The sequence below is a fragment of the Acidimicrobiales bacterium genome, assembly GCA_036378675.1.
Lineage (GTDB): Bacteria > Actinomycetota > Acidimicrobiia > Acidimicrobiales > Palsa-688 > DASUWA01.
The window spans coordinates 108,421-114,509 of the sequence record DASUWA010000031.1 but is presented as its reverse complement, the minus strand read 5'-3'; the positions used below and the strand labels follow the sequence as shown (position 1 = coordinate 114,509).

At 66.3% G+C, this 6,089-nt stretch carries 6 protein-coding genes and 1 tRNA gene; 5 read left to right on the top strand and 2 right to left on the bottom strand.

Annotated features, from left to right (window positions below; genetic code table 11):
• On the top strand, positions 1 to 691 hold a 691-nt coding region (locus VFZ97_11355; protein ID HEX6394031.1), incomplete at its 5' end, for a hypothetical protein.
• 72 nt (positions 692 to 763) lie between these two features.
• Positions 764 to 1,609, top strand: a complete 846-nt coding sequence (locus VFZ97_11350; GenBank protein HEX6394030.1) for an LLM class F420-dependent oxidoreductase — start codon at positions 764 to 766, stop codon at positions 1,607 to 1,609.
• A gap of 27 nt (positions 1,610 to 1,636) precedes the next feature.
• Here VFZ97_11350 and VFZ97_11345 read toward each other — a convergent pair whose 3' ends face one another.
• On the bottom strand, positions 1,637 to 2,809 hold the full coding sequence (locus VFZ97_11345) for a citrate synthase (GenBank protein HEX6394029.1): 1,173 nt from the start codon (positions 2,807 to 2,809) through the stop codon (positions 1,637 to 1,639).
• A 44-nt stretch (positions 2,810 to 2,853) separates the two neighbouring features.
• Here VFZ97_11345 and VFZ97_11340 point away from each other — a divergent pair, with 44 nt between their 5' ends.
• A complete protein-coding gene (locus tag VFZ97_11340) occupies positions 2,854 to 4,152 on the top strand; it encodes a citrate synthase (GenBank protein HEX6394028.1) in 1,299 nt (432 codons plus the stop codon).
• Here the strand turns inward: VFZ97_11340 and lgt are convergent.
• On the bottom strand, positions 4,112 to 5,074 hold the full coding sequence (gene lgt / locus VFZ97_11335) for a prolipoprotein diacylglyceryl transferase (GenBank protein ID HEX6394027.1): 963 nt from the start codon (positions 5,072 to 5,074) through the stop codon (positions 4,112 to 4,114). The genes VFZ97_11340 and lgt overlap by 41 nt on opposite strands.
• 72 nt (positions 5,075 to 5,146) lie before the next feature.
• Here lgt and VFZ97_11330 point away from each other — a divergent pair.
• A tRNA-Val gene (locus VFZ97_11330) sits at positions 5,147 to 5,220 on the top strand.
• A 100-nt stretch (positions 5,221 to 5,320) separates the two neighbouring features.
• Positions 5,321 to 6,088 carry a TIGR02391 family protein gene (locus VFZ97_11325; protein ID HEX6394026.1) on the top strand — a complete coding sequence of 256 codons (768 nt, stop codon included), beginning with the start codon at positions 5,321 to 5,323 and terminating at the stop codon, positions 6,086 to 6,088.
• Position 6,089 lies beyond the last annotated feature (1 nt).

Genomic DNA, 6,089 nt, shown 5'->3' with positions numbered 1-6,089 from the left:
CCCGCCACGCCGATTCCCCAAGCTCGCCCTGGCCGGCGGCATCGCCGCCGCGGTGGCCCTAGGTGGCACCGGGTTCGCCTACGCGGCAACCTCCGGGGGATCGTCCCAGGCGACACCGGCAGCCGCCACCTCTCCCTCGACGAGCACACCGTCTTCGACGCCCGACGGGCCCCCCAAGGCCCACCGCGGTCTCCGATTCGGCGGTGCCGGCTTCGGCATACCCGGGATCGGAGGAGGCCGGGTTCTCTACGGTCAGGCGACCATTCAACAGCCTGACGGCACGCTGAAGACGGTCGAGTTCCAGTCCGGCAGCGTGTCGGACGTGAGCAGCGGTTCGATCACTGTCGCCAGCGGGACTTACAGCCATACCTACAAGGTGGTCCCGTCGACAGTCGTCGATGCCCAGGCGGGAGGCATCGGTTCAGTCGCCAAGGGCGACGAAGTGCGGCTCTTGGCAACCCAGCAGAACGGCAGCGATACCGCAGTGAACATCGTCGACCTCACCAAGGTGCAGTCGAGCCGTTCTGGCTTCGGCTTCGGCGAAGGGAAGAAGGGCGCCGGCGGGAGCGGCGGTTCGAACGGAACCACAACCAATCCTCCTGCGGGCTCTACCGGTGCGATTTGGGGCGGGGGTTTCGGAGGTTCGGGCGGGCCGGGTGATCCCGGCTTCGGGCCCGCCGAACTCCAGTAGCCCGTCACAACTCCGCCAGGCACAACTCCGCCGGGCACAACTCCGCCAGGCGCCCCGTCGTAAGGTGCCCCCGTGCGCTACGGGGTGACCATATTCCTCACCGACCAGACCATCGACGCGCTGACCCTCGCCAGGGCAGCGGAGGAGAGAGGATTCCACTCTCTGTGGGTGCCGGAGCACACCCACATACCCATCAGCAGACGTACCCCAGCGCCGGCGGGGGAGCCCCTGCCGGAGGAGTACCGCAGGTCGCTCGACCCCTTCGTTGCTCTGAGCGCTGCCGCGGTCGTCACCCGCAGCCTCACCGTCGGAACCGGCATCGCGCTCGTAGCCCAGAGAGACCCGATCGTCACCGCTAAAGCAGCGGCCACGATCGACTGGCAGAGCGGCGGCCGTTTCCGGCTCGGGATCGGCTACGGCTGGAACGTGGACGAGATGGAGGACCACGGGGTGCATGCGCCTAACCGGCGAGCTCACGCCCGGGAGCATCTTCTCGCGATGAGAGCCTTATGGGAAGACGACGTCGCCTCCTTCGACGGCGAGTACGTGCGCTTCCCGGGAACCTGGTCGTGGCCGAAGCCGCGGCAACGTCCGCTGCCAGTGCTAGTCGGCGGGGCGGCGGGTCCGTCGTTGTTCGCGCATGTCGCGGAGTTCGCTCAGGGATGGATCCCGATCGGCGGCGCCGGTTTGACCGAGGCGATTCCCCGGCTGCGTGAGGCCGTGTCCGGTGCCGGCCGAGACCCGTCGGGACTGGAAATCGTCCCGTTCGGATCGCTTCCGGACCACGGGAAGCTGGACCACTTCGAGGAGATCGGCGTCACCGAGTGCGTCTTCCGGTTGCCGGCGGCCCCCGAAACAAAGGTGATGGAGGTGCTCGAGCGCTACGGGAAGCTGGTCGCTGAACGCCAGCCGGCATAAGGAAGCCGTTTCATCACGCTGGCGAGCTCAGATCGCGGGCGGAACAGGTGCTGGCGGCGGCGGACCGACATAACGAGCGGACGGCCGGATCAGCTTTCGCTCTCTTGCCTGTTCGGCGATGTTGGCGGACCATCCGATGACCCGGCTGACCGCAAAGGTGGGGGTGAACATCTCCTCCGGAAGGCCGCAACGGTCCATCACTACACCCGCGTAATACTCGACGTTGGTGTACAGCGGCCTCTCCGGCTTGGTCTCGGCGAGGACCTCCAGCACGGTCTTTTCGACCTGAACCGCCAGGTCTACGAGGCCGCCCCCGAGGCGCTGCGCCACGCCGCGAAGCATCGCCGAGCGGGGGTCTTCCGTCCTGTACACCGCGTGGCCGAAGCCCATGATCCGCTCTCCGCGCCCGAGCAGTCCTCGGATGTACTCCTCGGCGCGCTCGGGGGTCCCTATGGCATGAATGGTGTCCAGCGCCCGGCTCGGCGCACCGCCGTGAAGCGGACCCGACAGGGCGCCGACGGCACCGACGACGGCCGCCGCGACGTCCGCCCCGGTGGACGCAATCACCCGAGCGGTGAAGGTAGAGGAGTTGAACCCGTGGTCCACCGTCAGGATCAGGTACTGCTCGAGGGCCCTGGCGGCGTCGGGCTCCGGCGTTTCTCCCGTGAGCATGTACAGGTAATTGGCTGCGTGTGACAGGCTCGGGTCGGGGTCGACCGGATCGAGCCCTTTAGACAGACGGTGGGCCGCGGCGACGATCGTCGGGGTAGCGGCTGCGATCCGGATCAGGTCTCCGCGGATCTCGTTCTCCGTCAGGTCCCATATCGGTCGCAGGGCCCACGCGGATCCGAGCAGGGACAAGCCGGTGCGCAGCGAATCCAGGGGGTTGGCGGCAGGCCCGGCCGCGACAATCCCCGGGAGCTGTGAGGCCATTGCGCCGGGCAGGCTCTGGTTGGAGCGGACCAGTGCGAGGAAGTTCTCGCTCTCCGACTGATCAGAAGGCAACGACCCGTCGAGCAGGAGTTGCCAGACGTCCTCGAGTGAACGTTTCTCGGCGAGCTCGACCGCCGAATACTGCCGGTAGTGGTAGAAGCCCTCGGATCCCCGGACGTCGCCGATCTCGGTGTCGGTGACCTGAACGCCCTTCAACCCGGCGGGGACCTTCGTCGGGCCGGATCCTTCTTCAAAACCTGTTTCCATGAATACATCTTGATCTCACCCGTTATATAGATCAAGATTGATTAATGATCAATGGGCGGTTCACGGCGGCCGAGGCAGCGGACCTGCTCGGAGTGAAGCCGGCGACCCTGTATGCCTATGTGAGTCGTGGCCTCCTGGAGAGGCAGAAAGACGGAAAGGCGAGCACTTTCGATCCCCGCGACGTCGCACGACTGTCCCGGTCCGGCCGGACCCGGTCGGATGCCCCGAGGTCGAAGGGGCCCTCGGGGTTTCGAACGACGATCCCCGCTGAGACCCAACCGAGCGAACCACTCTTCGTCACCCAGCTCACGCTCATACAGGACGGGCGTTTCTACTTTCGTGGTCTGGACGCGGTCGAACTGAGCAGGCAGCGAACCTTCGAGGAGGTGGCTTCGTGGCTGTGGAACGGTCAATGGCCGCAGCCTCCCGCCGATGGTGAGCGAGTCGAGCCGTGGCTGACCCCCCCGGCCGCCCGCGCAGCGGTTGAGGCCGCCTTGCGTGGGGCACACGAGGGAGCGCGACCTTTGGAGCGTTTCGCCATCGCGGTCGTCGTCGCCGCCCTGAGCGACGACTTCCGTCACGATCTCAGCCCGGCGGCGGTTCCGGTGATCGGCCGGGGTCTGATCGCTTTGCTCAGCGAGACCCTCGATGCTCGGGGGCGGGAAGGACGGAGTCGGGATTCTTCGCCGGCGGAAAGGAGGTCGATCGCCGGGCGGACATGGGAATGCTTGAGCGACCTCCCGCCAACCGGTTCGAGAGTGTCGCTGCTCGACGCGGCTCTGGTGCTTTCGGCGGACCATGAACTGGCCCCTTCGACCATGGCGGCCCGGGTGGCAGCCTCGTTCCGGGCCGATGCTTACGCGGTGGTTTCGACGGGCCTCGGTCCGGCCAGCGGGAGCTGGGCGGCGGGAAGCACAGGAGCACCGAGCGAAGTGGAGGCGATGCTCGAGGACTGCCTCGAAGTGGGACCCGAGCGCGCAGTTGGGGAGAGGCTTCGGCGCACGGGAAGTGTCCCACACGGCTTCGGGATGCCGCTGTATCCGGACGGGGATCCGAGGGGCGCCGAGCTGTTGTCCAGACTCGGCGAGGTCGGGGGACCGGCCGAGAAGCATGAAGTCGTCGATCGGGTGCTGGCGATCGCTTCCGAACGCGGTTTCCCGCCGCCAAACGTCGACCTGGGTCTCGGGGCGCTCTCGTTCTGCGCGGGCATGCCGCCGGAGTCGGGGCAGGCGATCGCCACGCTGGCGAAGATCGCAGGGTGGCTGGCGCACGCGCTGGAGGAGTACGCCGACCCGTCGAGATTCAGGTCTCGGGCTTACTACGTAGGCCCGCGGCCGGCGTGACGCTCTCTACGTCGCTGCCCTCGTGCATCGCCGGGGGCGCAGGCTTCCGCGAGTCAATCTCGGTCCCTTCGGTGAGCGTCCGGGGAAGCGGGTCGCCCGCGCGGTCCTCTCCAGGTCTGGCGCGCCCCCACCTGAGCAGCGCTGCCACCGAGGCGGCGAAGACGACGATGCTCGTCCAATCGTTGAGCCGGAGCCCCAGAAAACGGTGCGCCGTGTCGATCCGCAGGTACTCCGTGAAGAACCGGCCAAACGTGTAGGACGCGGCGTAGGCGAGGATCAGGTACCCGCGCCTGATCCGGAACCGACGCTCGATCCAGATCACCAACCCGACGACGATCAAGTCCCAGATCGACTCGTAGAGGAACGTCGGCTGGAAGGTGTGATGGCCTAGGTACTTCGCCGGCGGATTGTCGATCCTTACTGCCCACGGGAGGCTCGAAGGTCGCCCGTAGAGCTCCTGGTTGAAGTAGTTGCCCCACCGGCCGATGGCCTGGGCGAGTGCAAGGGCCGGAGCGACGCAGTCCAGCAGGGGCGGGATCGGTAGCCGGTGACGGCGCGCGCCCACGACGCCGAGGGCAACTCCGCCGATCACTCCGCCCCAGATCCCCAGACCACCGCGCCATATCTCGAACGCTCGGTACCAATGCCCTTGAGTGTCCACCTGCCAGCTCGTGGCCAGGCTGTAGACGCGGGAGCCGATCAAACCACCCGGTACGCCCCAAAGGGCGAGGGTCGACATCGTCCCGCCCTTTCCGCCTATCGCTTCCCACCGCCGCTGTGAAAGCCAGACCGCGGCCGCGATGCCGATCGCGATCATCACCCCGTAGAGATGGAGGCGAACCGGGCCGATGCTCACGCCGCTCGTCGACGGGCTGGGAATGTATGCCGGAAGCAACGACGGCAGCGCCGCCACGACGTTCACGGCGCACAAGCTAGATCGCCGACATCGAAAGGGCGGGTCGGCAGGGTCGTGGTAGGGTGCTCGTCCGCACCCGGGCGCATAGCTCAGCTGGTTAGAGCGCATGCATGACGCGCATGAGGTCGGGGGTTCGACTCCCTCTGCGCCCACCGGCTTTGACCTGCGGATTCACCTTGAGAGACGAACAGGAACGGGGCAGATGGCTGAGCCTGGCAGCCAAACTGGCAGCCAAACGGATGAGCGACCGACATGCCGTTAGACCTCGATGCGGAGTTGGCACTCCAACAAGTTCGCCACTTCCAAGCGCTCTTGCTGGGCAGCGAAGGGATCTATGAGAGGCACGGGACTCGGGCGACAAGTGCGGGCGCGCCGTTGTACTACTTCGAGACCCAGGAATGGAAAGTTCAGGAACAGCTCATTAACCAGAAGCTCCCTGTTATTGAGCGGATTGCGACGACCCTCGACGACAGGCTCAAGACCCGCATCCGCCTAAGCAATACGCGCGGCTGGCCTCACAAACCGAAAATCGCCGTCTTGGATGAGATGGTCGGCATCCTTCAGGGGGAAGCTGACGCGGACGCGATATTCACCCCTAAGGGACCTGGGCTGGCGGCGAAAGACCTCCACCCGTGGGTTTGGAACGCCGCGGTCGATCTCTGGTCTGACGGTCATCACCGTGAGGCGGTCCAACGAGCAGCGACAGCCCTCTTCGACTCGCACCTTCCGGCGAAGCTGGAGACAGACGGCAAGCCGCTGGACCTCATAAACCAGGCTTTCGACCTCGAACCGCCCGCGGCCGGGAAACATCGGCTCCGGATCCCTGGCTACTCCGAAGGTTCTGATTCTTGGAAGAACGTCCACAACGGTGCCCGGTTCATTGGGATGGGATGCCTCGCTGCAATACGCAATCTGGCGACCCACGATCTGCACCTGGACGAACAGCGCGCTCTCGAAGAACTAGCTGCCCTCAGTCTGTTCGCCCGGTGGGTCGCTGAGGCGGAAGTCGTGAAGGTCTAGG

What these genes read in the sequence shown, in the direction of transcription:
- VFZ97_11345 (HEX6394029.1), bottom strand. Translation starts at nt 2,809, where the DNA reads ATGGAAACAGGTTTTGAAGAAGGATCCGGCCCGACGAAGGTCCCCGCC.
- VFZ97_11325 (HEX6394026.1), top strand. Translation starts at nt 5,321, where the DNA reads ATGCCGTTAGACCTCGATGCGGAGTTGGCACTCCAACAAGTTCGCCAC.
- VFZ97_11340 (HEX6394028.1), top strand. Translation starts at nt 2,854, where the DNA reads ATGATCAATGGGCGGTTCACGGCGGCCGAGGCAGCGGACCTGCTCGGA.